This is a genomic window from Acidobacteriota bacterium, from assembly GCA_018001935.1.
Taxonomy (GTDB): domain Bacteria; phylum Acidobacteriota; class JAAYUB01; order JAAYUB01; family JAAYUB01; genus JAGNHB01.
The window spans coordinates 13,524-36,061 of sequence record JAGNHB010000060.1 but is presented as its reverse complement, the minus strand read 5'-3'; the positions used below and the strand labels follow the sequence as shown (position 1 = coordinate 36,061).

Genomic DNA, 22,538 nt, shown 5'->3' with positions numbered 1-22,538 from the left:
CCCCGTAGGCGGGCACCTGCGCCGTGGCCGCGCCGGCCGGCGGGGCGGGCGGGGGGGCGCCCATGCCCACCGCGACGGTCGGTCCGGTGGAGGAGAACGCACCGGCCGGGACACCCGACGGGGGGGTCCCCGGCTGGACCGCCACGGTCGCACTCTTGCACACCGGGCAGAATTCCTGGCCGTCCGTGACCTCGCGCCCGCACGACTTGCAGAACATCCCCGTCAACCGGTAGCCGCATTCCTCGCAGGCGTTGCTCCCCTTCTTGAGGGGGGAGTAGCACTGCGGGCAGACCCCCGACGTCTCGAAGATCTTGTTGATGTCCTCCTTGGTGCTCTCGATGGTGCCCGCCGATACGCTCTGCACCGGGACCGTCGCGCTCTCGTCCATCATGACGGTCTTGCCCGGCGCCGCATCCATCATCTGGGTGGCGATGATGGTCCCTCCGGCGCCCGTCGGGTCCACCGGGACCGGGGCGCCGCACGCGGTGCAGAACCGGGTTTCATCCGCCACGGGGGCATTGCATTTTGGACACTGTCTCATCGCGGCTCCTCCTCCGATTTGCGCTCACTCTACCACAAAATTCCACGGAAAGAAAAGGAATCATGTTATACTCCGACCCGACGATCCCACAGCCTCAAACCCTCGGGCACGGGAGTCTCGCAACCCTATGACGGATGGAACACCCCAGACCTTGCACACCCTCTGCTGGAAAACCGTCGGGATCAACGGTGACGGGACTTGCGAGCGCCTCCCCCGGGAGGGGCACTGCCGGAACTGCGCCGTCTTCGCCCGGGAGGGGCTTCGCCTCCTCGACCGCCCGTCGCCGGAGGGCTTCCTCGAGGACTACGCGCGCCTGCTGTCGGGCCGGAAGGAGACCGAAACGGGGGACACCCTTTCCTGCGTCCTCTTCCGGATCCGGGGCGAGTGGCTGGCCCTGCCCACCGTCCTCTGCCGGTCCGTGGGGTCCCCGAAGCCGGTTCACACCGTCCCCGGGCGGAGCGGGCGGGTTTTCCGGGGGCTGGTCAACGTGGAGGGGGAGCTGCTTCCCCTCCTGTCCGGCGAGACCGTACTCGGGATCTCCGGGGACGAGCCGGCGGAGGCGGGCCCGGGCGCCCGGTTCCTCGTCGTGGAACGGCGCCACGAGCGCTTCGTGATCCCCGTCTCCGAGGTGCACGGGGTGGTGGATGTGCCGATGCCGGACACCCGGAAGGCCCCCGACACCCTGACCCGGTTTCCCGGCGCCCTGGTGAAGGCCGTTGCCGAGATCGCGGGCCGGAGCGTCGGGATCGTCGACGGCGACCCCTTCTTCCTGGCGCTCAACAGGAGCCTCCGCGCATGAGCACCCCCCCGTACGACGATTCCTTGCTCGACCTGTTCCGGATTGAACTCGAGACCCACTCCCGGGTGCTGGAGTCCGGCCTGGTGGGGGCCGAGTCGAACCCTTCCCCCTCCCGGTTCGAGCCGCTGATGCGAGCGGCCCACTCCATCAAGGGCGCAGCCCGGATCGTGGGTCTCGCAGACGCGGTGGGGATGGCCCACGCCATGGAGGACGTCCTCTCCGCCGCCCAGCACGAGCGGCTCCGGCTGCAGGCCGGGCACGTCGACACCCTCCTGCAGGCCAACGACATTTTCAAGGAGTTCGCCGGAATGGGCGTTTCGGCGATCCCGGAGGCGATGAAGGCCCGGAAGGAGCTCATGGACGCCCTGGCGGGGCAACTTCGTGACATCCTCCTCGAGCCGTCCGCCCCGGGTCCCGCACCCGGGCCGCCGCCCTCCGCCCCGCCGGTCCCGGCCCCGTCCGAACCGCTCACCTCGGCCCCGCCCGCCCGGCCGGCTCCGGCCCCCGAACCGCCTCCCCCCCCGGCCGCCGATGCGGAGGAGGAGCGCGTGGAACCGGGCTTCGTGCGCGTCCAGTCGGAGAACCTCAGCCGGCTCATGGGCCTCTCCGGGGAGTGCCTCGTGCACGCCCGCTCCCTGAAGGCGTTCTCCGCGTGCCTCCGGAAGATCAAGGCCCTCACCGGCCCCCTGGAGGACTGGGTGGCCAGACGCCTCACGGCCTCGCCCGGGCTGTCCCCCGCCGGGGCCCCGGACCCCGTGGCCGAGGCGGGCGAACGCTTCACCCCCCTGCGCGAGGCGGTCCTGGCCCACATCGAGGACTTCGACCAGTTCTCGCGGCGGATGGAGAACCTCGCCGAGCGCCTTTACGCCGAGGTGATCCGGTGCCGCATGCGCCCCTTCTCCGAGGGCCTGATCGGCTTCGACCGCATGGTCCGGGACCTCGCCCGGTCCCTCGGCAAGCGGATCCGGTTCCAGACCGGCGGGCTCGGCACCCCGGTGGACCGGGACATCATGGAACGACTGGAAGCCCCCCTCAACCACCTGCTCCGGAACGCCGCGGACCACGGCCTCGAAACGCCGGACGTCCGAAGGCGGGCCGGCAAACCCGAGGAAGGGACCATCCGGGTGGAGGCGCGGCACCGTTCGGGGCTCCTGGAGATCACCATCTCCGACGACGGGAGGGGGATCGACCCGGAGACCGTCCGGGCCCGGGTCGTGGAAAAGGGGTACGCCACGGGGGAGATGGCCGCGGGGATGAGCGAGGCGGAGTTGCTGGAGTTTCTCTTCCTGCCGGGCTTCTCCACCTCCGTGAACGTGACCGAGCTGTCGGGGCGGGGTGTCGGGCTCGACGTGGTGCACAACATGGTCCACGAGGTCCGGGGGATGGTGCGCATCGAGTCGAAGCCCGGCGAGGGGACCACCTTCCGGCTGATGCTGCCGCTGGCCCTGTCCGTGATGCGCGCCCTCCAGGTGGAGATCGGGGGCGAAGCGTACGCCGTCCCCCTGGTCCGGATCGACCGTCTCCTGAACGTGGCCGCGGAGGACCTGCGCGTGGTGGAGGACCGCCTCTACTGCGACGACGGCGGGGAGACCCTCGGTCTCGTGGACGCCCGGCAGATCCTCCAGGTGCCGCTGCCGGAGGCCCGGGACGTGCGCATCCTGCGGGTGGTGGTGCTCAGCGACCGCCTGAGCCGCTACGGGGTGGCCGTCGATCGTTTCCTGGGCGAGCGCGAGCTGGTGGTCATCCCTCTGGACCCGCGCCTGGGCAAGGTCCCCAACATCTCCGCCGGCGCCGTCATGGAAGACGGATCCCCCCTGCTCATCCTGGACGTCGACGACCTGGTGCGGGGGGTGGACAACCTCATCGGCCAGGGGCGCGTCCTCCGGGCCGTGAGCCGCCGGGTGCAGCGCCCCGAGGACCGCAAGCGCATCCTGGTGGTGGACGACTCCCTCACCGTGCGCGAGGTGGAGCGCAAGCTCCTGGAGAACCGGGGCTACGAGGTGGCCGTGGCCGTGGACGGCATGGACGGTCTGAACGCGCTCCAGGAAGCCCCTTACCACCTGGTGGTCACGGACGTGGACATGCCCCGCATGGACGGCATCGAGCTGGTGCGCCGCATCAAGGCGGACCCCCGCCGGAAGGCGATGCCCGTCATGATCGTCTCCTACAAGGACCGGGAGGAGGACAAGCTTCGGGGTCTCGACGCCGGCGCCGATTATTACCTCACCAAGAGTTCCTTCCACGACGACCGCCTCATCGGTGCCGTCCGGGACCTCATCGGCGACCCCTGATTTTGACCACGAAATACACGAAATACACGAACAATACGGTTAAAGAAGAACCTGAGAATGATGCATCGGCTCGCTTGACCCGATGACGCTCGTTCGACACGTTCTCAGCGTTTCCCCAGGATCGCCCCGCTGAACACATTGATAATGCACTGTTTTGCTGAATGCGCCCCTGTTTCGTGTATTCCGTGTATTTCGTGGTTCAAAATCCCCTTGCGTTCGGGCCGGGTTGGGGGTAACACTGTCGCGGGAGGTGGCCATGCCGCGGGAAGACGAACAGCTGCGGGACCTGTACCTCGGGGCACCGGGAACGACGACAGAACCGGAGAAGCCGAAAGCCGAGCGAAAGCCGGGACGGAAGCGGCACCTCGTCCGCTGGATCCTGCTGGGGTTGCTCGGCTTCATTCTCCTGAGCGTCTTCCTGTTCTGGGTCACCCTCCCCAACCCGGGGGACTACCGGGAGAAAAACCCCGAGACGACGGCCATCATCGCGTACCGCGAAGCGGAGGCGGAAGCGGCGGGAAAGCCGCTCCGGCGGCTCTGGACCTGGGTCCCTCTCTCGAAGATCTCGAAGAACCTGATCCGGGCCGTCATCACCACCGAGGACGACAAGTTCTACGCCCACGACGGGTTTGACTGGGAGGCCATCCGGGAGGCCTGGCAGCGCAACCTGGAGGACAGCCGGATCACCCGCGGCGGCTCCACCATCACCCAGCAGTGCGCCAAGAACCTCTACCTCTCCCCCGAGCGCAGCTGGTGGCGCAAGGTCCGGGAGGCGGCCATCACCTGGTACATGGAGCGCAACCTCTCCAAGGACCGGATCCTGGAGATCTACCTCAACATCATCGAGTGGGGCGACGGCGTCTACGGGGCCGAGGCCGCGGCCCGGTTCTGGTTCAAGAAGAGTGCGGCGGCACTGACGGTCCCCGAGGCGGTCCGCCTGGCGTCGGTCATCGCCAACCCCCACATCTACAACCCGCTGGACGACAAGAGCCCCCGGATGCGCAAGAAGCGCTCCGTCATCGCCTTCCGGCTGGTCCGCCAGAAGTGGGCCGGGGGGTGGAGCCTCTCCGGGCTACGCGCCGCCCTCGGGCTGAAACAGAAGGACCAGGACGACGTCCAGCGGGAGTACCCGGGGGAGTTCAAGCTCAGCGAGACCCCGGCCCAGGCGCCCGCGACCGGGGTCGACACCCCCGATGCGGCGGCCGGGGCCGACGCTTCCGACACGGGCTCGGCGGCGGTGACCGCGGCGCCCGCCCCGGCGGCGGAATCGCCCGACGAGACCGGCCCTCCCGAAACCGGCCCGGGGCACCCTCCGAAGCCGCCCCCGGACGCGCCGCCGCCCCCGTCCCCCTGACACCCCGCCGCCCGGTTCTTTCTACTGCGTATTCTGAGGTTCTCTTCACCTGGCCGCAGAACACGCCGAACCCGCAATGATGGCTCACGTTCGTGTATTCCGTGTATTTCGTGGTTGAAATCCGGGGGAGACGGGCAGGAAATGGGCACCATCACCTTTCGTTTCTATGGCGATCTGAACGATTTCCTGCCGGCGGCGACCCGGGGGCGGGACCTCGAGCGCCCCGAGTCGGCAGGCGGGTCGGTGAAAGACGGCATCGAGGCTTTCGGGGTCCCCCACGTGGAGGTGGACCTGGTGGTGATCAACGGCGAGCCCCGGGACTTCGCGGCCCTCCTGGCCCCCGGCGACCGGGTCGCGGTCCTCCCGGACCTCGGGGCCCTCGCCGGCGCGCCCGGGACCCGCCTGCTGCCGGCGATCGACCACCCCCCCCGCTTCGTCCTGGATATCCACCTGGGAAAGCTGGCCGCCGGCCTCCGGCTCCTGGGGTTCGACACCCTCTACCGCAACGACTGGCCAGACGAGGACCTGGCCCGGGTCTCCGCCGGGGAGCACCGCCTGTTGCTGACCCGGGACATCGGCTTGCTGAAGCGCAAGCAGGTCTGGCACGGCGCCTGGGTCCGGTCCACCTCACCGCCGGAACAGGTCCGGGAGATCCTGCGCCGGTTCCGGCTGGAGGATCAGGTGCAGCCTTTCACCCGCTGTATGCGTTGCAACGGCTTCCTGGAGGACCGGCGGAAGGAGGAGGTGGCCGAACGGGTGCCCTTCCGCTCCCGAGAGGCGTTCCAGGAGTTCTACCAGTGCATCGGCTGCGGCAGGGTCTACTGGCAGGGCTCCCACTTCGCCGGCCTCCTCCGCCGGGTGGAGGAGCTGACGAGAACACCGCGAGGGCCTTTTTTTGATCGGGAGGTCTGACTTGTCCGACTTGTCTGACTTGTCCGACTTGTCCGACTTGTCTGACTGGTCGAAAAAAAAGGGGCCGCGCGGCGCGGCCCCTTGAGTCAGACGCTAAAACGGGTTCTCAGTACATCCCGCCGCCGTGGGGCATGGGCGGGGCGGCCGGCTTTTCCTCGGGCAGTTCGTACACCGAAGCCTCGGTGGTGAGCAGCAGCCCGGCGATGGAGGCGGCGTTCTGGAGGGCGGTGCGGGTGACCTTGGCGGGGTCGATGACGCCGGCCTTGACCAGGTCCTCGTACACCTCGGTCTCCGCGTTGTAGCCGAAGTTGACGTCGTCGGAGGCCTTCACGCGCTCGGCCACCACGGCGCCTTCCAGGCCCGCGTTGAGGGCGATCTGGCGGATGGGCTCCTCGAGGGCGCGGCGGATGATGCACACGCCGACCTTCTCGTCGCCGTCCAGGTTCAGGCCGTCCAGGGCCTTCATGACGCGCAGGAACGCGACGCCGCCGCCGGGGACGATTCCCTCTTCAACGGCCGCCTTGGTGGCGTGCATGGCGTCTTCCACGCGGGCTTTCTTTTCCTTCATCTCGGTCTCGGTGGCGGCCCCGACCTTGATCACGGCCACGCCGCCCACCAGCTTGGCCAGGCGCTCCTGCAGCTTCTCGCGGTCGTAGTCGGACGTGGTCTCGTCGATCTGGACGCGGATCTGCTTGATGCGGGCCTGGAGGTCGGCCGGGTTGTGCTGGCCGTCCACGATGGTGGTGTTGTCCTTGTCGATCCGGATCCGCTTGGCGCGGCCAAGGTCTTCCATCTTGATGTTTTCCAGCTTGATGCCGAGGTCCTCGCTGATGACTTTGCCGCCCGTCAGGATGGCGATGTCTTCCAGCATGGCCTTGCGGCGGTCGCCGAAACCGGGGGCCTTGACGGCGGCCACCTGCAGGGTGCCGCGCAGCTTGTTGACCACCAGGGTGGCCAGGGCCTCGCCTTCCACGTCCTCGGCGATGATCAGGAGGGGCTTGCCGGAGCGGGCGATCTGCTCCAGGACCGGGAGCAGGTCCTTCATGGCGCTGATCTTCTTCTCGTGGATCAGGATGTTGACGTCTTCCAGGACGGCTTCCATCCGCTCGGGGTCCGTGACGAAGTAGGGGGACAGGTAGCCGCGGTCGAACTGCATGCCTTCCACCACTTCCAGGGCGGTCTCGAGGGTCTTGGCCTCCTCCACGGTGATGACGCCGTCCTTGCCCACCTTCTTCATGGCCTCGGCGATGATGGAGCCGATGGACATGTCGTTGTTGGCGGAGATGGAGCCGACCTGGGCGATCATGTCGCCGCTGACCGGCACGGACATCTTGGTGATCTCCTTCACCACGGCTTCGACGGACTTGTCGATCCCGCGCTTGATGGCCATCGGGTTGGCCCCGGCGGCCACGTTCTTCACGCCTTCCTTGTAGATGGCCTGGGCCAGGAGGGTGGCGGTGGTGGTGCCGTCGCCGGCCACGTCGCTGGTCTTGGAGGCGACTTCCTTGACCATCTGGGCGCCCAGGTTGGTCATCTTGTCCTTCAGTTCGATCTCCTTGGCGACGGTGACGCCGTCCTTGGTGATGGTGGGGGCCCCGAACTTCTTTTCGAGGACGACGTTGCGGCCCTTGGGGCCCAGCGTGAGCTTGACCGTGTCGGCCAGCTTGTTGACGCCTTCCAGAATCTTCTGGCGGCAGGTCTCGGCGTAAATGATATCCTTGGCCATTGTCTCTTCTCCTTAATCGTGATTCGGTGGGTTATTCCAGGATGCCGAGGATCTCGTCCTCGCGCATGATCAGGAACTCTTCTTCGTCGATCTTGACTTCGTTGCCGGAGTACTTGCCGAAGAGGATGCGGTCGCCGGCCTTGACCTCGGGCGTCACGCGCTCGCCGCTGTCGAGGATCTTGCCCTTGCCGACGGCGATGACCTCGCCCTGCTGGGGCTTTTCCTTGGCGGTGTCGGGGATGATGATCCCGCCCTTCACCTGCTCTTTCTGCTCGAGCCTCTTGACGATGACCCGATCATGCAACGGTCTGATGGTCATATGCACTCTCCTTTGTTGTGGATTTGATTTCCCGTCGTTTCGGGGGCGGTCCGAATGCCGCCAACTTCGCTAAGCAATCGATGTGCCAATCCAACGCCCGAACAGGCGGGCGACCCCGGCCCCACCGGGAGGACGGCGAATCCGGTCCGGGAGGGCCCCCACCGTTGCACGCGCGGACCGTCCGGGAAACGGCCGGCGCCTCGCCGGCTTGGAGAATTGTTCTTCTGCTGGGGAAAATTTCCCCGACGAAAAAACCCTTCCCGAATAATTTCCGCCGTGATAAGATCGGGAAAAATCCGGGCGGACTCCGGAACCCGAATCGAGGCCGTCAAGCGTGAACCTGACCTGGGCTTATCTTACGGACACGGGGATGCAGCGAGGCTCCAACGAGGACGCCACCCTGGCCTTGGTCACCAATCTCGACACCGTCGGTGAACGCGACCTCGTGGGGCTCTTCGCCGTCTCCGACGGCATGGGGGGGAAGGAGAAGGGCGAGGTGGCGGCGAAGATCGCCGTCAAGACCCTCGGGGAGCTTTTTCTCCAGCGGGCCCTGCGGCACAACCTGGGGACGGTCCGGGACGTGCCGGGGTACGGCGCGCGGGTGCCGGACGAGGACCGGGAGCTGCTGGAGAACCCCGCGGCCTTCATGAAAATGGCCGTCCAGGAAGCCAACCGGCGGATCTTCCGGCTCCGGGACGGCGGCGAGCACCTCAGCATGGGGGCCACCCTCACGGCCGCCATCATCCGCAACGACGTGCTGACCCTGGGCCACGTGGGCGACTGCCGCTGCTACTTCCTCGACCAGAACTCCTTCCGCATCCTGACCCAGGACCACAGCATGGTCTGCGAACTGGTCAAGCAGGGCGTCCTCACCGAGGAGGAGGCGCGCGTCCACCCGCGCAAGAACATCCTCTCCCGTTCCCTCGGCAGCAAGGAGGAGGTGGAGGTCGACACCTACATCACCGTGATCCCGCGGGGGATCCGCCTCATGATCTGCACCGACGGCCTTTACAACATGGTGACGGACGAGACCATCCGCAACGTGATGTGCCGCCACGCCCACCCCAAGGAGCAGGCCGCCATCCTCGTCAAGGAAGCCAACCTCGCCGGCGGCAAGGACAACGTCACCGCCATGATGATCCACTTCCACTGAACCCTGCCGGGACCGACCTCACGCAAAGCCGCCAAGACGCCAAGCCTCGCAAAGGGCAGTCGGGAGGCGTACGGCACGACGGCGCCCCCGAGTGTCAGCGAAGGGCCTTTTGAGGAACGAGGGAAGAGTGCCAGGTAGTATCTAATCCTTGCCAAATCAGTCAATCATAACATTCTAATTCGCAATCCTAACCCTATCAACCCGATAGGGCTAAAGTCGATTCAACGCTCCGGAAACCCGCGCCCCTCACCCCCAAAACCTGGTCTCAGCGGTTTTTCAGGTTGACGACCTTGACTCCTTTCCGATGGCCGGTTTCCATATGCACATCGGTAGAATAGACTACCGTGGCGCCGGCCTCGAGAAGGTCGGCCAGGATGAGGGCGTCCATGGCCGGGAGGCCCAGCCCGTGGGTCAGCCGGGCTGCCTGCGCCAGGGTGTCCCCATGGTCGAGCCACAGGACCCGGGAGACCGCCGGGATCGCCTCCAGAACGGCCTCGGCGCCAACCAGCGTAATTTTCCCTCTCATGGCCAGCGCCCGGAGTTCGTAGAGGGTCAGGCAGGACGTCACGGAGTCTTCCCCCTCGACCAGGTCCTTCCAGACCCGGACCGCCTCGGGGTGTCCGCCGAGCAGCGCCACGAAAAAGCCGGTGTCAAGGCCGATCATGACCGTCCTCGCGGAGACGGTCCAGTGCTTCCAGGGCGTCCGTCGCCGGAGGGGCGCTGCCCGCCAGGGCCAGGACCCTTTCCCCCGCTTTCCTTCGCCGGAGGGCCTGCAGGTAATAGCCCAGGGCCTCGGCCGTCAGGGAGGAGACCGATTTCCCTTCGTTCGCGGCGCAGCGTTTCACGTCCGCTTCGAGCCGATCGGGGATGTGCACGGTGATTCTCATGCGATGTCCTCCTTTAAGCGCTTATATGAAGAGCATAAATCCATCGCCCTGGAATGTCAAGCCTGACAGCTTGGACGGGGGAAAGGCAAACACCCTTCCGAGCATTTTTCGGGTCGGCGAGGGATCACTCTGCCGGCTCGCTAGTCCCAACCCGGATAAACCGGGAAGAAACCACAGATGCACACGGATGGACACGGATCATCCGGATGCTCCAGAACAATAAACAGGCGGTCTTTACCTCTCGCAAAGGCGAGAAGACGCCAAGCCTCGCAAAGCCGGAAGCGGAAAAGTGGGATTCCTTTGCGAGGCTTTGCGTCTTGGCGTCTTTGCGAGAGACCTGATACGTCGATTCCGGACCCGGATCGACACAAACGGGGCATCTTGGCCCCGGGGCATGCCGGACGACGCGTGGGAGCGGGCGGGACGATACCCGCGCCGGGACGGCGCGTGGGAACTTGCTTTTACGGCCCGCCCGTGCTATAAGGCCCACGGGAGAACACGGACACCGCCATGAAACCCGACCTGCAAGCCATGATCGCCGTTGCCCTCTTTGTCGCCCACGCCTATTTCTCCCTGTTGGACAACGCCATCGGGCGCCTGACCCCCCTCGAACTCCGGCTCATCCCGGAGCGCTTCAAGGATTGGAAGAAAGACCGGGTCCTCGTCCTGCTGAACCGCTCGAAATCCGACGTGCAGGTCCCCCTGGTGTTTCTCGTCCGGGTCCTCCTCGTCGCCTTCGCCCTGGTGGTCTTCAACCTGCTGGTCGCCGTCGGGGCCCCCCAGCCATTCACCGTCACCGTGGCGGGCGTGGCGGTGGCGGTGTTCCTGTCCGGGCACCTGATCCCCTGGGCCGTCATCCGGGGCGACATCCCCCTGGCGGTCCGGCGGCTCTCCCCCGTTTTCCGCCCCTTCCACCGGTTCCTCCACCCCCTGTGCTACCCCGTCCTGGTCATCGCCCGTCGCCGCGAAGCGGAGGAGGAGGCCGAGGAGACCGAAAACACGGAAGCCACCGAGGCCGAGGTCCAGGCCTACCTGGACGTCGGGGAGGAAGAGGGGATCTTCGAGCCCGAGGAGCAGAAGCTCATCCGGCAGGTGGTGGAGTTCGGCGACACCATGGTCCGGGAGATCATGACCCCCCGGACGGAGATCACCGCCCTCAAGGAGACGGCCACCCTCCAGGAACTCAAGGACCTGATCTCCCAGAGCCGCCACAGCCGGATCCCGGTCTACCGGGACGGCCTCGACACCATCACGGGCACCGTCCACGTCCGCCACCTCCTGGCGGCCTACAGCGCCGAGACCGCGGGCGGCCCCATCGGCGACATGATCCGGCCCGCCTTCTTCGTTCCGGAAACCAAGAAGGTGCCCGAACTGCTGCGCGAGATGCAGAGCCGGGGGGACAACCTGGCGGTGGTGGTGGACGAGTACGGGGGTGTTGCGGGGCTGGTGACGCTGGAGGACCTTCTGGAGGAGATCGTCGGGGAGATCCGCGACGAGGACCAGCACGAGGAGGAGGCCATCGTCGAGGAGTCCCCGGGCGTCTTCGTCCTCAAGGGGGACACCGAGATCGGCCGACTGGAGGAGCGGGTCGGGGTCGACCTCTACGACGAGACCTACAACACCGCCGCGGGGATGGTCATCACCCACCTCGGGCGCTTCCCGGCCCCGGACGAGACCTTCGAGTGCCGCGGTCTCCGGGTCACGGTCCTGGAGGTGGACAGCCGGAAAGTCCTCCGGATCCGGGTGACGAAGGCCGGGCCGCCGGACACGGGGGAGATCGCCCAAACCGCGGATGAACACTGATGGACACGGTTGACCCGCTGTCTTCAGCGGTGATCCGCTGGCCCAAATGACGGGAGGAAACATGCGAAACCGGGTATGTATCATTTGGCGGGTCGTCGTTCCGGTTTTCCTTTGCCTGCTGGTGCCGGTGAGCGCCGGCCCCCCGGCGCCGAAAAAGGACGCGCAGCCCCCGACGGAGAAGCAGAAGAAGGACCTGCGCCGCCTCGCGGAGTGGATGTGCGGTTCCTACGACAGCGCCGAACAGGCGGCGGCCGACCCGGAGAACTTCAAGGACATCCGCCTTCGCATGGTCCGGATCTGGACCTCCCGGACGGACGGGTACTGGCTCTACGTGGAGCAGGCCCTGGTCGCGAAGCAGGATCAGCCCTACCGCCAGCGGGTCTACCACCTCACCGCCGAGCCGGACGGGGCCCTGGCCAGCCGGGTTTTCGAGATGGAGGACCCTCTCCGGTTCGCCGGGCAGTGGAAACGGGAGAACCCCCTCGAGGACCTGACCCCCGACCAGCTCAAGGAACGGCCGGGGTGCGCCATCTTCCTCAAGGTGCAGCCCGACGGCGCCTTCGCCGGCAGCACCCGCGGGAGCGAGTGCCTGAGCGAGCACAAGGGGGCCCGGTTCGCCACCTCGGACGTCCGGATCACGCCGGACACCCTCACGAGCTGGGACCGCGGGTACGACAAGGACGGCAAGCAGGTCTGGGGGGCGGAGAAGGGCGGCTACGTTTTCCGGAAGCACACTCCCGACCGGCCCGAACCCTAGTATCGCGGCCCTTCAGGCCGCTGAAGAAAATCCATCTGCGCCGCGATGACCCAGGCCGTTGGCCGAGCTGAGGGAGGTTGCGCCGTTGGCGCCCCCCCCTGCCGGCACGTGGGTTGGCCACCCGACCGTCGTTCCCGCCGGCGCGCGGGCGGGTCATTCGCCCGCTGTCTTCTCCGGCCCGGGAGCGGCCCCTTCGGCCGACACCTGGCGCACCAGGACCTTGTCCACGCGCGGGCCGTCCATGTCCACGATCTCGAAACGGAACCCGTCGGCCTCGAGATGGTCGCCCGTCCGCGGGACCTTCTTCAGCCGGAACATCATGTACCCTCCCAGGGTCGAGAACGGCCGGGACACCTCGGGCTCCAGGACGATCCCCAGCCGTTCCGCGATCTCGTCGAAGGGCTGGGTGCCGTCCACCAGCAGGGAGCCGTCCTCCCGGGCGAAGATCGCCTCCCCTTCCCCCCGGACCGCGTCCGGCATCGTCCCGAAGATGTTTTCCACCAGGTCGTGCAGCGTGACGATGCCCTCGGTGGCCCCGTACTCGTCCAGCACCACGGCGAGGTGCACCGAGCGCGACTGGAGCGTCTCCAGCGTGGTGAAAGCGGACTGGTTCTCGGGCACGTAAACGGCCGGTGAGACCAGGGCGCGCAGGGCGACGCGTCCCCGCCCGCCGCCGACCCGCCAGTAGTCCTTGACGTCCAGGATCCCGACGATCTTCTCCAGGGACCCCTCGCAGACGGGGTACCGGGTGAACCCCTCCTTGACGATCTTCCGGTGGTTGACCCGCCGGGGGGCGTTCACGTCCAGCCAGCACACGTCCTGGCGGCTGGTCATGACGGAGCGGGCCTGGCGCTCGGCCAGGCGGAAGACGTTGCGGATCAGCTCGTTCTCCTTTTCCGCCAGGACACCCTGGGCGGCCCCCTGGTCGATCACGAACCGGACCTCCTCCGCGGTGATGACGGCCCCCGGCGGGCCGTGGAAACCAAAGAGGCGCAGGATCACCCGCGTCGATCCCTCGAGGAAGACCACGAAGGGGTGCATGACCCGGGCCGCCGCGCTCATGACGGGGGCGACCCGGACGGCCACCGCCTCGGGCCGGCGCAGGGCGAAGGCCTTGGGCACCAGTTCCCCGACAACCAGGGTGACGTAGGTCAACCCCAGGACGATGAGGAAATAGGCGATCTGGGGGGCCCAGGGGGCGAGCGCGGGGACGGCCGCGAGGGAGGGGGCGACGTCGTCGGCCAGCTCCACGGCGCCGAAGGCCCCGGCGACGATCCCCACCAGGGTGATGCCGATCTGCACCACCGACAGCATCGACTCCGGGTTGGCCTGGAGGCGGAGAACCAACTGGACCCGACGCTGGTCCGCCCTGGGCATCTGGAGCAGGCGGGGTTTCCGTGCGGAAACCACGGCGATCTCCGACATGGCGAAGAAACCGTTGAGAAGGATCAGCGCGAGGATGACGACGGCGGTCACCATGGGTCAGCCACGGTAGACCTCGTCCTGCTCGATCCGGCTCAGGACCCAGTCGTACTCCCCGGAGGTCACGCGCGCCGTGCAGTACTCGCACTCCCCGGACATGTTGATGGACAGCGGCGCCCCGCAGCGGGGACAGGCCAGGTCGGCGCGAGGCTCCCCCTGCTTCCCGGCGCCGCGGATGAAGGTCCAGTACTCGCTGTAGGGTTTTTCCCGGGTGCGGGACCCGGCGACCACCTTCCCCGTTGTGTCCACCGTGAAGTCGAGCCCCGTCGCGAAGAGCCGGACCGTCAGGGTGTCGAACCAGGCGTCGGACGAGACCTTGACGGGTTCCACCGCGGTGATCCGGGCGTTCTCGGTGACGTTGCGGAGGCCCTGGCTCCGGTAGGCCTCGATCCAGTACATCTGGGTCTGGAACAGGGTGTCGCTCATGAAGGGGCGCATCCCCCGGAGGTCGCAGGCCGACCACGACTGCTGGAACTGGCCGAAGACAAGCCCCACGCGCTTGAGGAACGCCTCCAGGGCGAAGGAGGGGTCCTTGGCGGCCAGGGCGGCCATCCCGGCGTCGAGGCCCGGGTCCTTCACCGTGGGCAGGTTCGTGCCCCGCTCCGGCATGTAGGTGGTCAGGGTCGGGGCCTTGTACTCCATCTGGACCAGGCCGATCCCCTGGACGAACCAGTCGAAGGCCCCGTTGCTGACCTGCCGCTTGCAGAAGGAACAGGCGCCGCTGACCACGGCGGACACCGGGGCGCCGCAGCCGGGGCAGCCCAGGGACCTCGCCTTGTCCGGGGGGCGGGAGGCAGCGCTGCGGGCCCGGGAGAGGGTCCAGTCCTCCATGGCGTAGACCCCCTGCCGCCGGCCGGCCCTGGACACCTCGGTGTAATTGGACTCGAAGCGGACGCCGACCACGACGTTGGGCGCCGCGGGGTCGTCGACGCCGCGGACGCGGGTGTAGTTCATGGAGCCCACCACCACGTTCTCGATGCCCGCGAGGTCGCCGGGCGCAGGCAGCGCCAGGAGGTGGGGCGAAAAGTAGGCGGAGAGGGTGTGCAGGGCCGCCGCCCCCCGGGCGCGGTGAAACTCGGTGTAGAGCCCGTAGAGGAAATCCTCGAAACTGACCAGGGAGAAGGCCGGGTCCAGGGTACGGATCTTCTCGATCTCCGCGCGGGGGGTTTCCCGGGGCGTCGGGGGCACGGGCGGGGGCGGGGGCGTGACGGTCGACCATCCGCCGGCGGCCTTCTGCTTGCCGGCCATGACGATGAAGAAGACGATGAGCGCCAGGACGATCAGGCCCAGGAGGGGATAGTGAAAGAGCAGTGAAATCAGCTGAAAGATCAGCATGGCGCCACCCCCGTTGCCGCCGCCGCCCCCCCCGTGCCCCCCGCTGCCGCGGGAACTCCCGCCGAAGGAGTGCCCGCCGCCGGGCCGGGCCAGGAGGTCGTCCGTGACGACGGCCAGGAACAGCGGGGCGAGGACCGCCACGAGGGCCAGGACCAGCGCCGGGCGAAGCAACGGGGTCCGCGGGGCGCTCATGATTCGCCCACCTCGTCGGGGAGTTCGTTGACGTCGTCGGAGCGCCGCGGGAGGAGCCCGGTCAGGATCGGCCCCATCGCCCGGATCCCGTTGAGAAATTGCCGGAGGTTTCCCCTCCCCCGGAGGGACCCCTGCAGATCGTGCACGAGGGTCTCCCAGCCCGGGCCCAGGCGCGAGGCATCGACCCCCTTGTCACAGACCACCTCCACCCGGCGCTCGAACAGCGAAACGTAGACCAGGACCCCGGCATCGTCGCGCGTCCGGAAGACGCCGTATTCGAAAAAGGCTGACCGGGCGGACTTCAGGACGTTCTCCGCCTTGACCCGGCCCGGGACCAGGAGCCGGCGCAGGAGGGGGCAGAACGCGCAGAAGAAGGCCCCGAGGATGAAGGCGGCGGTGACTTCCAGCGGCCAGAAGGCCTCGGCGAAGGGCTGGGGGTGGAAGATCAGCACCGCGAGGGTGACGAGGGCCAGGATGAAGCCGAAGAGGTAATCCGCCGACCGGTAGTACCCGGACAGCCTGCGGACGGTCACCACGATTTCCGCCGAGGTCCGGGCCTCGACCGCGCGGATCGCCTCCATGGTCATCTTCCGGGCTTGCGGCTGAAGAAAGGCCGGTGTCAGCATAGTCCCTCCAGTTGAGTCGGCGGGGTCGGCGGCCTCCCGGGCCGCGAGCGCGTCACGGGACGGCCGGGTGCGCCCCGGAAGCGGCCGTCCCCGGCAGGTGAACCGCCGCCCCGTCGGCGGGCAGCGCCCGTCCGTCCAGGTCGACGAGGATCCCGGGGAGTTCCCGGATGTCGTCGAACGTCCGGTGCGGCGGCCGAACGGCGTTCTCGAGCGTCCCGTACCCGCGGGAGTGGAAGCAGCTCCAGGCCCCGGCGGCGTGGGCGCAGTTCACGTCGGCCGCCGAGTCGCCCACCAGGACGGTTTCCGACGGCCCGGACCCCGTCTCCGCCATGAAATGCAGCAGGCCGTCCGGCGCCGGTTTCTTCCCGTGGAAGGAATCCCCGCCCCAGATTCGCCGGAAGTGGCCGTCCAAACCCAGGGTCTTCAAAACCTTGACCGTGATGCCCCCGGGCTTGTTGGAAAGGACGGCCAACTGCCGGCCCTGCCCGGCCAGGGCCGCGAGCAGGTCGGCGGCCCCGGGGTAAGGGACCGTGGCTTCGCAGGGGTGCGCGTCGTAGAACCGGACGAAGCGGTCCAGTGCCGCTTCGGTCAGCTCCGGCGGGGCGCCGGGGCCCACGGCACACCGCATCAGGTGGGCGGCCCCCTGGCCGACGTGCCGGCGGACCCACCCCAGGGACCTCGGGGGCAGCGAGAGCCCGGACAGGGCGTGATCGACGGCGGACCCGATGTCGGTCAACGAATCGACGAGGGTCCCGTCCAGGTCAAACACGATGGCGCGGATCGGCATGGTCGGTCTTCTCCGTGTCGGGTCGATTCTACCGCATTCCCCCGCCCGCACCAAGGGGATTGTTCCGGGGGTGTCCCAAGCCCTCCGCCGGAGGCCGGGCATCCGAAGTCCCGGCCGGGGCGGGGTGGGGAGGGGCGGCCGCCGGCACGCAAACGATCACCGGGCGCAGGAACGTTATGTTTCGTTGAAATCAGGGGAGTTGTACGCCAGAACTTTATGTCCCGCAGATTCTATTGGTGTTAGATAGTATCTGGCACCCTCTCGAGGCTTGACAGGGGGCGCGGGATAGGGCAAGATGTTCCCGAATCCTGCGGGATCGGAAAAATCAGACGGTCGAGGAGGTCGCGATGCGTTCGAGAGGGATCGTTCTGGCGGGGCTGGGGATCCTCTTCCTGGCGGGGGCGGCGTTCGCCGGTGAAAAGGGTGCGTCGGTGCGGACCGAGGGCGGCGAGGTGAACGGGGTCACCACCCTGATCCTGGACGGCAGGTTCCCGGACGAGGGGGAGCCGTGGAACTCGGACCGCTGCGTCTGGTGGGAACAGGCCGGCGTTTCGCTCCTGATCGACCTGAAACAGCCCAAGCTCGTGCGCGACATCCACCTCCAGGTGGACAACAACGACCGCTACGACGTCGACTATTCCCTCGACGGCATCCGGTACCACAACCTCTTTCACATCCAGGAGGACCACGGGGAGATCAGCGACGGGATGGACACCCTCAGCTCGGAGGAGGGGAACCCCGAGTACGAGCCGGCCATCGACTTCAAGCCCGTCAAGGCCCGATTCCTGCGGATCCGGGCTGTCGGCGGCGACGACATGTACGCCGTCGCCGAGGTCGATGTCGTCGCCGACCCCATCCCCTGACCCCCGGCCCGGACGGATCGGAAGCCGGCGGCTCAGTCTGCGACCCGCCACGCCGGGCCGCGCCGCCGCCGCGGGGCGGGGGCGTAGTACCAGATCATCAGCAGGGCCCCGGCCAAAAACGCCTTGCGGGCGTCCAGAGGGAGATCGCCTTTCCAGTTCAGAGTGAACTGCCGCAGCGCCAGGTTCCCCTCGCCGATGTCGCCCCAGCGTCGCTCCAGGTCCCCGACCGGTTCTCCGTCGTAGCAGAGCCTGAACTTCATCGGGAGTCGCCCCGTCGCACTCAGCCCGCCCACCCGGTCCCCCCCGGCACTGTAAAGGCCGTAGTCCCGCCCCGGCCAGGACGACTCGCGCACCACCGCCGCCATCGCCAGGGAGTGGTGATCCAGCACCACGGCACGGGAGGCCAGGAGCGCCGGCTGCTTCCGGACGTAGAGCCAGACGCTCCCCTGCCCGTCCAGGACCCGCAGCTCCCCCCTCCGCCAGGGGCCGGGGAGGATGTCGTTGACGAACAGGCCTTTTTGCTCGGTGAACAGAACCATGTTGGCCCCGCTCACCACGTAACGCTGTCGGAACTCGAAGCCGTCCGGCGCCTGCTGCTTGAGGGTGAGGGCGGTGCTGGCGGCAAGCAACTGGTCCAGCAGGTTCCCTTCGAGGTCGGGGACCGGCACGACGACCGCCCGCTTCGCGTCCTGTCCCGGCACTTGCTCCTGCACGAAAGCCTCCCCGAATGCTTTGATTTCCCCGAAAATTATTCTATAATGAAGCCTGATTTGCGCAAAACATTCCTTGGGGTTTAGTCATGAAGATCTGCAACACCTGTCGGCACGAATATGGCGACGAGTACCACTTCTGCCCGGAGGACGGCTCCCCGCTGCAGAAATCGGGCACCGGGGCCGATCCCTACATCGGCCGCACACTGCTCAACCAGTACGAGGTCGCCGAAAAGGCCTTCGAAGGGTTGTTCGGCGACACCTACCGCGCGGTGCAGAAACCCCTCGGCCGGAACGTGCTGATCGAAGTCTTTCACCCCACGCACGAGCCCGTGGCCTCCATGAAGGAGAAAATCGGGGAGGTTGTCCGGAAGAACACCGGCCTGCAGCACGCCAACATCGGCCGGGTCTTCGAGGAGGGCGTCACCGACGACGGCCGGGTGTTCATCGTGTCGGAAAACATCGAGGGCGTGTCCCTGAGGGAACTGCTCCGGGAACGGGCCTCCTTCGACGAGGAGCGGGTCCTCGGGCTGTTCATCCAGGTGTCGGACGCTCTCCAGCACGTCCACGAGAAGATGTCCGAGCACGGCCACCTGACGCCGGACGACATCCTGATCTACCGGGAAAGCTCCGGGCAGGAGTTCGTCCAGGTCCGGAATTTCGGCGTCAGCCGGCTAGTCTACCTGGACCAACTGGCCCGCTACCGCCAGACGGAGGACGAAAGCGCCCTGAGCGCCGAGGCGGTGGCCTACCTGTCCCCCGGGTTGTGCGCCGGGTCCCTCGCCGTGGACGACCAGGACGACATCTACGCGTTCGGCGCCATCCTTTACCAGATCCTGTCGGGGGCCCTGCTGTTCGAGGCGCCGACGGCGGAGGCCATGATGGAGGCCCACATTTCCGTGGAAGCCCTCCCGCTGAAGAACCTCCCGGATTGCAAGAGCCTGGACCCCCGGTGGGACGATCTCCTCACCGAATGCCTGGACAAGGAGAAGACCGGGCGTCTCGCCTCGATCCGGGAAGCCAAGAGTGCGCTCCGGAAGATCCGGGAATCGCGGGTCAAGAAGGCCGGGCCCCAGCCGTTCGTCCCCATCATGCGGGAACCGGACGACGCCGAGGTCCCGGACGCGGAGTACAGTTCCGAGGAGATCTCCGCCGTATCCAACGTCCGGCGGAAGATGATGCCCCTTTCCCAGACCTTCATGATCTCTCGTGAGGAACTGGAGCAGCTTCACCTGCGTGCAGAGAAGGCCGCGGAGGAGCGGGGCGGGCCCCCGGAGCCCGCCGCAACGCCTGCGGTGGAGGTCCACCTGGACGATATCCTCCCCCAGAAGGCCCCGGCAAGACCCGAAGTGCCGCCCGAGCCGATGCTGCCGCTGATCCCGGAACCGGCGCCGCCGGCCCCCGAGCCCCTGCCGGTTCCGGAAACGCCCGCCCCGCCGCCGGCTCCGGAACCCCCGACGGTGGTGATTCCGGCAGCCCAGCCGGCGCCCCCGCCGGCCCCCGAACCGGCACCGGCTCCCCTCCCGCCCCCTGTGGCGCCCTTCGCGACGGAAGCGCCGGCCGAGCCCGAGTTGTCGCTGACCCCCATCGTGCCGCCCCAACCGGAGTTCCCCGAGGAACCGGAACCGGGCGGCGGGCTGGAGTGGGAGGAATTCGAGGAGGCGCCCGAGGAACCCGCCCCGGAGGGCGGGGAGACGGTCGAACCCCCGGCCCCGGCCGAGGGGCGCCGGGTGGAGAAGACCCTTCTCCTGGACGAGTGGCCGTCGATGGCGGAAATCGCGGCCGCTTCATCGCGTTCCTTCATGCCGGAGGCGAAGCCGGAACCGGAGGAGAAAACCGTTCCTCGCGACAAGACGCTGCTCGCGGAGGAGGTCACCGCCCTGGACTGGCAGCAGGAAGTCCCGCCGCCAGCGAAGAAACCCGAGGCCGAGCCCACCCTCCTGGAGCAACCGGCCTACGCCGAGGCCCCGCCCCCGCCGGCCGCCCCGCCCCAGACGGGGCGGATCTCCCCGCCGCCGGAGCCTCCGCGCCCCCTGACGCCGTTCCCTGACGTCCGGCCGACCCCCCACCCGAAACCGGGAGAGTACCATCCCCCGCAGCCGTATGCGACCCCGGCGCCCCCGGCTGCTCCCGCCCCGCCGGTGTACACGCCGCCGCCGGCCCCCCAGGGGGTCCCGGCCGAAGCTCAGCCGCCCTACGCTCCCTACCCGCACCCGGAACCCCGCCCGTACCCCCCGCCGGAGCCCCCGGCATCCTACCCGGCCCCCGAGGGCGGCCCTTACCCGCCCGCGGAAGTGCCCCGGAAGTCCCGCAAGTGGATCCTGTGGGTCGTGATCCTGCTCGTTCTCGCGGGCCTGGCGGTGGGCGGGTGGTTCCTGTACCAGAAGTTCTTCGGGGGCTCGGGGAAACTGGTCCTGGACTCCGTTCCCAAGGGCGCCAAGGTCTACCTCGACGGCAACCAGATCGGGCTGACCCCCCTCGACCAGAGCGTCAAGCCGGGGTCTCACACCGTGAAAGTGGCCCTCGAGGGGTACCAGGACAACGAGATGAAGATCGAGATCCAGGCGGGGGTCACCCTGCAGATCCCGCCGGTCAAGCTGGTCCCGCTGTCGACCACACCGCAGCCGGTCTTCGACGACTCGGCCAACCGGCTCGCCGAGCTGAAGAAAATGTACAAGATCGCCCTGGAGGGCCAGCAGTACTTCAAGCCCGAGGGGACCAGCGCCGCGGACTACTTCAACCAGATCCTGATGGTGAACCCCGCCGACCCCGAACTGGCCGCCGGCAAGGCCGACCTGGTGGCCAGGGGGAAGGAGGAAGGTGCACGGGCCGTGGCGTCCAGCAACTTTCCCGAGGCGGAGCGGATCTACTCGCTCCTGCTGCAGATCGAGCCCGCGGACCCCGCCATCCAGTCCGAGTACCAGAAGATCAAGGACAAGCTCGGTCCCGAGTACCAGAAGAAGATGGCCATGATCCGGGACCTCCTGAAAAAGTGTGACGCCGCCATCGGCGAGGGCCGCCTCGTGACCCCGGCGGGGGAGAACGCCATCACCTACTGCCGCCAGATCCTCGAGCTGGATGCCCGGAACAAGGCCGCCGCCAACAAGATCCCCAAGATCCAGGCCCAGGTGAAGGCCCAGATCAACCGCGTCCTGGACGCCAAGAACTGGGACCAGGCGCGGGGGCTCCTTCAGGCTTACGGGGCCGCGTTCCCCGCCGAGAAGGGGTGGGTGGACGGACGACTCGGGTTCATCCAGCAGCAGATCGAGGAGACGGCGCGCCGCCAGGCCGAAGCGGAAGCGGAGGAGCAGCGCCGTCAGTCCCAGGAGCGGTTCCGGAAGCTGGTGGCCGACGGGGCCGAGGCTTACCGGCAGAAGAACTACGCCAGGGCGGTGGAGTGCCTGTCCCAGGTTCACCAGGGCGACCCACGGAACGTGGAGGCCTGCTTCATGCTGGGAGACTCCTACCTCGAACTGAAGAACGCCGGGAAGGCCATCGAGTTCTTCAAGAAGACCGTGGCGATGAAGCCGGACCACGTGGTGGCCGTCCTGAACCTGGGCATGATCTACTACCGCGAGCAGAACTACGACAGCGCCGCCCAGTACCTCCAGAAAGCGGCCCAGCTGGGCGGCGTTCCCGGGTCGAACTTCACCCCCGCCGAGCTCAACCGGCTCGTCGCCGAGTGCGAGACCCGCAAGAAGTTCAAGGCCCTGTGCGCCCAGACCTTCAACGCCGAACACAAGCACATGTTCGGCGGCTGCGAGGGGGTCGTCATCTTCACCCCGGAAAATTTCCGCTTCACCGCCAACGACAAGAAACACAACTACACCTTCGCCCTGAAGAGCATGAGCGCCCTGGAGTTCAGCGGCGACAAGTTCTCCTTCAAGGTGGGGGGGAAGGGTTACGACTTCAAGATCAAGTCCGGGAGCATCGGCCAGATCCAGTCCACCCTCCTGGAGTACCTGAAGCTGAAGTGAGGCCCCCCTCATTGACGCGGTTCC

Annotated in this window: 19 protein-coding genes; 9 read left to right on the top strand and 10 right to left on the bottom strand. The window is 67.7% G+C overall.

Annotation, left to right across the window (positions count from 1 at the left end; translation table 11 throughout):
• The coding region (locus KA419_17680; protein ID MBP7867764.1) for a zinc-ribbon domain-containing protein at positions 1-541 on the bottom strand (541 nt) is incomplete at its 3' end.
• A 127-nt stretch (positions 542-668) separates the two neighbouring features.
• On the opposite strand from KA419_17680, the gene KA419_17675 reads away from it, so the two are divergent.
• The 4 genes from KA419_17675 to KA419_17660 all read left to right on the top strand — a co-directional run bounded on the left by KA419_17675 (position 669) and on the right by KA419_17660 (position 5,897).
• Positions 669-1,340, top strand: coding sequence for a chemotaxis protein CheW (locus tag KA419_17675; GenBank protein ID MBP7867763.1), 672 nt, complete (start codon positions 669-671; stop codon positions 1,338-1,340).
• The gene (locus tag KA419_17670; GenBank protein ID MBP7867762.1) at positions 1,337-3,631 is read left to right on the top strand and encodes a hybrid sensor histidine kinase/response regulator; all 2,295 of its coding nucleotides are present in this window, start codon (positions 1,337-1,339) and stop codon (positions 3,629-3,631) included. Before KA419_17675 ends, KA419_17670 begins: the two co-directional genes overlap by 4 nt.
• 256 nt (positions 3,632-3,887) lie before the next feature.
• Positions 3,888-4,985 carry a monofunctional biosynthetic peptidoglycan transglycosylase gene (gene mtgA / locus KA419_17665; protein ID MBP7867761.1) on the top strand — a complete coding sequence of 366 codons (1,098 nt, stop codon included), beginning with the start codon at positions 3,888-3,890 and terminating at the stop codon, positions 4,983-4,985.
• Positions 4,986-5,126: 141 nt separating this feature from the next.
• Positions 5,127-5,897: a Mut7-C ubiquitin/RNAse domain-containing protein gene (locus KA419_17660; GenBank protein MBP7867760.1), complete on the top strand. Its 771-nt coding sequence runs from the start codon at positions 5,127-5,129 to the stop codon at positions 5,895-5,897.
• A gap of 106 nt (positions 5,898-6,003) precedes the next feature.
• On the opposite strand, the gene groL is transcribed toward KA419_17660, so the two are convergent.
• Both groL and groES read right to left on the bottom strand, forming a co-directional pair.
• Positions 6,004-7,623 (bottom strand): chaperonin GroEL, encoded by a 1,620-nt coding sequence (gene groL, locus KA419_17655; GenBank protein MBP7867759.1) that lies wholly within the window; start codon positions 7,621-7,623, stop codon positions 6,004-6,006.
• Positions 7,624-7,654: 31 nt separating this feature from the next.
• The gene (gene groES / locus KA419_17650; protein ID MBP7867758.1) at positions 7,655-7,942 is read right to left on the bottom strand and encodes a co-chaperone GroES; all 288 of its coding nucleotides are present in this window, start codon (positions 7,940-7,942) and stop codon (positions 7,655-7,657) included.
• Positions 7,943-8,276: 334 nt separating this feature from the next.
• Here groES and KA419_17645 point away from each other — a divergent pair, with 334 nt between their 5' ends.
• Positions 8,277-9,095, top strand: a complete 819-nt coding sequence (locus KA419_17645; GenBank protein ID MBP7867757.1) for a serine/threonine-protein phosphatase — start codon at positions 8,277-8,279, stop codon at positions 9,093-9,095.
• A gap of 265 nt (positions 9,096-9,360) precedes the next feature.
• Here the strand turns inward: KA419_17645 and KA419_17640 are convergent, their stop codons facing one another.
• A complete protein-coding gene (locus KA419_17640; protein MBP7867756.1) occupies positions 9,361-9,759 on the bottom strand; it encodes a type II toxin-antitoxin system VapC family toxin in 399 nt (132 codons plus the stop codon).
• Entirely contained in the window at positions 9,746-9,982 is a 237-nt protein-coding gene (locus tag KA419_17635) for a hypothetical protein (GenBank protein ID MBP7867755.1), read from the bottom strand. Before KA419_17635 ends, KA419_17640 begins: the two co-directional genes overlap by 14 nt.
• Before the next feature lie 510 nt (positions 9,983-10,492).
• Between KA419_17635 and KA419_17630 the strand changes: the two genes are divergently transcribed.
• Together KA419_17630 and KA419_17625 are read left to right on the top strand one after the other, a co-directional pair.
• On the top strand, positions 10,493-11,785 hold the full coding sequence (locus KA419_17630; GenBank protein MBP7867754.1) for an HlyC/CorC family transporter: 1,293 nt from the start codon (positions 10,493-10,495) through the stop codon (positions 11,783-11,785).
• A gap of 61 nt (positions 11,786-11,846) precedes the next feature.
• Positions 11,847-12,542 (top strand): chromophore lyase CpcT/CpeT, encoded by a 696-nt coding sequence (locus KA419_17625; protein MBP7867753.1) that lies wholly within the window; start codon positions 11,847-11,849, stop codon positions 12,540-12,542.
• A 153-nt stretch (positions 12,543-12,695) separates the two neighbouring features.
• On the opposite strand, the gene KA419_17620 is transcribed toward KA419_17625, so the two are convergent.
• From KA419_17620 to KA419_17605, 4 genes are read right to left on the bottom strand one after another with little or no spacing between them, the layout of a single operon-like run.
• Complete coding sequence (locus KA419_17620) at positions 12,696-14,021, bottom strand: HlyC/CorC family transporter (GenBank protein ID MBP7867752.1); 1,326 nt, start codon at positions 14,019-14,021, stop codon at positions 12,696-12,698.
• A gap of 3 nt (positions 14,022-14,024) precedes the next feature.
• Complete coding sequence (locus tag KA419_17615; GenBank protein ID MBP7867751.1) at positions 14,025-15,551, bottom strand: Tim44 domain-containing protein; 1,527 nt, start codon at positions 15,549-15,551, stop codon at positions 14,025-14,027.
• Positions 15,548-16,177 carry a hypothetical protein gene (locus KA419_17610; GenBank protein MBP7867750.1) on the bottom strand — a complete coding sequence of 210 codons (630 nt, stop codon included), beginning with the start codon at positions 16,175-16,177 and terminating at the stop codon, positions 15,548-15,550. Before KA419_17610 ends, KA419_17615 begins: the two co-directional genes overlap by 4 nt.
• Before the next feature lie 52 nt (positions 16,178-16,229).
• Positions 16,230-16,964, bottom strand: a complete 735-nt coding sequence (locus tag KA419_17605; protein MBP7867749.1) for an HAD-IA family hydrolase — start codon at positions 16,962-16,964, stop codon at positions 16,230-16,232.
• 347 nt (positions 16,965-17,311) lie between these two features.
• On the opposite strand from KA419_17605, the gene KA419_17600 reads away from it, so the two are divergent.
• Positions 17,312-17,827, top strand: a complete 516-nt coding sequence (locus KA419_17600) for a discoidin domain-containing protein (GenBank protein ID MBP7867748.1) — start codon at positions 17,312-17,314, stop codon at positions 17,825-17,827.
• Between the two features lie 32 nt (positions 17,828-17,859).
• Here the strand turns inward: KA419_17600 and KA419_17595 are convergent, their stop codons facing one another.
• Positions 17,860-18,540: a hypothetical protein gene (locus KA419_17595; GenBank protein ID MBP7867747.1), complete on the bottom strand. Its 681-nt coding sequence runs from the start codon at positions 18,538-18,540 to the stop codon at positions 17,860-17,862.
• 86 nt (positions 18,541-18,626) lie between these two features.
• Here KA419_17595 and KA419_17590 point away from each other — a divergent pair, with 86 nt between their 5' ends.
• Positions 18,627-22,514 carry a PEGA domain-containing protein gene (locus KA419_17590; GenBank protein ID MBP7867746.1) on the top strand — a complete coding sequence of 1,296 codons (3,888 nt, stop codon included), beginning with the start codon at positions 18,627-18,629 and terminating at the stop codon, positions 22,512-22,514.
• Positions 22,515-22,538: the final 24 nt, after the last annotated feature.